The organism is Ancylomarina sp. (assembly GCF_041555295.1).
Lineage (GTDB): Bacteria > Bacteroidota > Bacteroidia > Bacteroidales > Marinifilaceae > Ancylomarina.
In genome coordinates this window covers 1-2,735 of sequence record NZ_JBFFKR010000376.1, presented here as the reverse complement: position 1 = coordinate 2,735, position 2,735 = coordinate 1, and the positions used below count along the sequence as shown (strand labels likewise).

Annotated in this window: 3 protein-coding genes; 1 reads left to right on the top strand and 2 read right to left on the bottom strand. The window is 36.1% G+C overall.

Annotated features, from left to right (window positions below; translation table 11 throughout):
* The coding region (locus ABY905_RS16145; RefSeq protein WP_372645732.1) for a PEP/pyruvate-binding domain-containing protein at positions 1-1,219 on the top strand (1,219 nt) is incomplete at its 5' end.
* Between the two features lie 99 nt (positions 1,220-1,318).
* Here ABY905_RS16145 and fabD read toward each other — a convergent pair.
* Both fabD and folE read right to left on the bottom strand, forming a co-directional pair.
* Positions 1,319-2,209 carry an ACP S-malonyltransferase gene (fabD, locus tag ABY905_RS16140; RefSeq protein WP_372645730.1) on the bottom strand — a complete coding sequence of 297 codons (891 nt, stop codon included), beginning with the start codon at positions 2,207-2,209 and terminating at the stop codon, positions 1,319-1,321.
* A 64-nt stretch (positions 2,210-2,273) separates the two neighbouring features.
* The coding region (gene folE, locus ABY905_RS16135; RefSeq protein ID WP_372645728.1) for a GTP cyclohydrolase I FolE at positions 2,274-2,735 on the bottom strand (462 nt) is incomplete at its 5' end.

The window sequence follows — 2,735 nt, the reverse complement described above, 5'->3', positions numbered from 1 at the left end:
AGCAAAGGCTTATTTTTCTGCTATCGATTATAAAATTGAAGAAGAAAAAATGGCTGTTATTCTTCAAGAGGTTGTTGGGCAGGAATACAATGGTAAATTTTATCCAAACATTAGTGGTGTAGCGCAATCATACAATTATTATCCGTTCTCGTATATGAAACCAGAGGATGGTTTTGCAGTACTTGGTATTGGTTTAGGTAAGTATGTTGTAGGAGGCGAGAAAACGCATCGTTTTTGCCCTGAACATCCAAAATTACAATTGGCATCCATTGAAAATCAGGTGAAAGATTCCCAGAATTATTTTTACGCAATAAATATGGAATCTGATAAGCTTAATTTATTGGAGGATGGGGAAGATGCTGCAACCCAAAAATATGAATTATCAGTAGCAGAAAAGGATGGTAATCTTTTGCATTGTGCTTCAGTTTACGACGGTCGTAACGATAGAATTGAGCCTGATTTGAATCTGAGAGGCCCTCGAGTAGTCGATTTTGCGAATATTTTAAAATACAATCAAATTCCTTTAGCTCAAACCTTAAGTATTCTATTGAATATTTTTAAACAGGCTATGGGAGCTCCTGTTGAAATTGAATTTGCTGTTGATCTTTCGAAAGGAAAGAATGGCTTGCCAACATTTAACTTGTTGCAAATTAAACCTCTTATCCGTCAGGAAATGAGTATTGAGATAGACATGTCAAAGGTTAATAAAGAGAAGCTTGTTTTATTAGCTGATAAGGGTATGGGAAATGGTAAAATAGACCATGTTCGTGACGTCATTTTTATGGACTTGAGTAAATTTGATCGAATCAAAACCGAAGAAATGGCTCAAGAAATGGCTATTCTCAATCAGAAAATGAAAGAGCAAGACAGGGAATATGTGCTTATTGGTCCTGGTCGCTGGGGAACTAAAGATAGATTTACAGGAATCCCGGTATTGTGGTCACAAATATCGAATGCTAAGGTTATTGTAGAACAAGGGCTTGATGATTTCCCTTTGGATGCTTCCTTAGGTTCTCACTTCTTTCACAATGTAACCTCTATGAATGTCGGATACTTCTCAGTAAAATCGAACTTAAAAACCAGTTTTGTAAATGAGGATGTATTAAATAAGCAAGAGCTGATTGATCATATCCATTATTTTAAACATGTGCGTTTTACTGAACCATTAGAGATTCTTATGGATGGAAAAAAACAGACTTCTGTTATTAGCTTTAAATAATATTTTAGTCAAAACTAAATACATAAATGAAAAAAAGAGATCTCGATTAGTCGAGATCTCTTCCTTGTTTTGATCGTTAAGATCGATTTTTTTTTAGCCTTAAGCTTGGTATGAATCTACACCAAAAGTCTCCATTTTACGATCAACTTTTTTAACCAAACCTTGAATCACTTTCCCAGGACCAACTTCTGTGAATGAACTTGCACCATCGGCAATCATGTTCATCATGATCTGAGTAAAACGAACAGGAGCTGTTAGTTGAGCAACAAGATTTTTCTTAATCTCTTCCGGATCTATAATTGGCTTAGCGTTTACATTTTGGTAAACAGGGCAAGTTGGAGCAGAGAAATGAGTGTTCTTTATCGCTTCTTCAAGTTCAATACGAGCTGGCTCCATTAGTGGAGAGTGGAATGCACCACCTACTTTTAGAGGCAAAGCACGTTTAGCACCGGCTTCTTTTAATTTCTCACAAGCAATTTCGATACCTTTTATGCTGCCTGAAATTACCAATTGTCCTGGGCAGTTAAAGTTCGCAGGGACTACGATTTCGTCAATTTCATCACAGATTCTCACAACAGTTTCGTCATCAAGGCCAATAATAGCTGCCATAGTTGAAGGCTCAATTTCACATGCTTTCTGCATAGCAATTGCACGTTGTGAAACCAATTTCAAACCATCTTCGAATGAAAGAGCTCCATTAGCAACAAGAGCTGAAAATTCACCTAATGAGTGACCAGCAACCATTTCTGGTTTAAAGTCATCACCTAAAGTTTTTGCTAAAATAACTGAATGAAGAAAGATAGCGGGTTGAGTTACCTTAGTCTGTCTTAGATCTTCGTCAGTTCCGTTAAACATTAGTTCAGTAATGTTGAAACCTAAAATCTCGTTGGCTTTATCAAATAATTCTTTACCTAGTTCAGAGTTCTCGTATAGGTCTTTACACATACCAACAAATTGGGCTCCTTGCCCAGGGAATACATATGCTTTCATAGCTTTCAATTAGTAATTATTAATCAGTAATTGTTACTACTGATTATTAATCTTAATTAGTAATTTATATAGTTTTTGAAGAGATCAGTCGAATGAATTCTTCGCGAGTAGCGACTTTTTCGAAAGCTCCGGTAAAATCAGAAGTTGTTGTAATTGCATTTTGTTTTTGCACACCACGCATCGACATACACATATGAGTCGCTTCGATAACAACAGCTACTCCAAGTGGGTTAAGCGTATCTTGAATGCAATCTTTAATTTGCGTTGTTAATCTCTCTTGTACTTGTAATCGTCGAGCAAAGGCATCTACTACACGTGCAATTTTACTAAGTCCTGTTATAGTACCATCAGGAATATATGCAACGTGAGCTCTTCCTACAAAAGGAAGCATGTGATGTTCGCACATTGAATAAACTTCAATATCTTTTACAATCACCATTTGGCGATAGTTTTCCTTAAACATAGCTGATTTCAGAATCTCTTCAGGATTAATATGATAACCTTGAGTTAGAAATTGCATAGCTTT

What these genes read in the sequence shown, in the direction of transcription:
- fabD (WP_372645730.1), bottom strand. Translation starts at nt 2,209, where the DNA reads ATGAAAGCATATGTATTCCCTGGGCAAGGAGCCCAATTTGTTGGTATG.